The sequence below is a fragment of the Limnothrix redekei LRLZ20PSL1 genome (genome assembly GCF_043235035.1).
GTDB lineage: Bacteria > Cyanobacteriota > Cyanobacteriia > CACIAM-69d > CACIAM-69d > CACIAM-69d.
The window spans coordinates 1-474 of record NZ_JAZAQF010000020.1; the positions used below are offsets into that span (position 1 = coordinate 1).

Annotated in this window: 1 protein-coding gene; it reads right to left on the minus strand. The window is 49.6% G+C overall.

What is annotated here, in order from left to right; all coding sequences use genetic code 11:
• Window positions 1–315, minus strand: a 315-nt coding sequence (locus VPK24_RS03555) for a PAS domain-containing protein (RefSeq protein WP_393010771.1), incomplete at its 3' end; no start/stop codon positions are given.
• Between the last annotated feature and the right edge of the window lie 159 nt (window positions 316–474).

Below are 474 nucleotides of genomic sequence, written 5' to 3' on the forward strand. Positions count from 1 at the left end.
CTGGGTTTCAAACCAGGAATAGTGCCCAGCCTTGTGCCTCATCCTGATCTCCAGGCTGTAAGGGGTCCCATTATGGAGATGTTCGTTCACTGCCGCCTGCATTGCTTGCAGGTCTTCTGGGTGCAGCACATTAGAAACCCAGCTTTCAAATGTGGCAGGTATCTCGCCTGGCTCATAGTCCAGCAGTTGAAAGAACCGTTCGCTCCACCACTCCTCTCCCGTCTGGATGTTCCAGTCCCAAACGCCAGCGTTAATACCCTGTGTCAGTAATAGGAGGCGTTCCCTGATGTCTTCTTCGGACGAATGGTATGGCATGTCTGTAGCAGAGCTACTCGGATGGGTAATGCCATGCAAGGTTCGATTATTGAGCCGCTTTAGCAACTTTTAGCAAATCGAGCAAGGTAAGTTTTAGACTAAGTAGGTCGTTTTGACTATCAACATACTCCTCTGTTAAACCAAAGCTTCCTCTGTGGG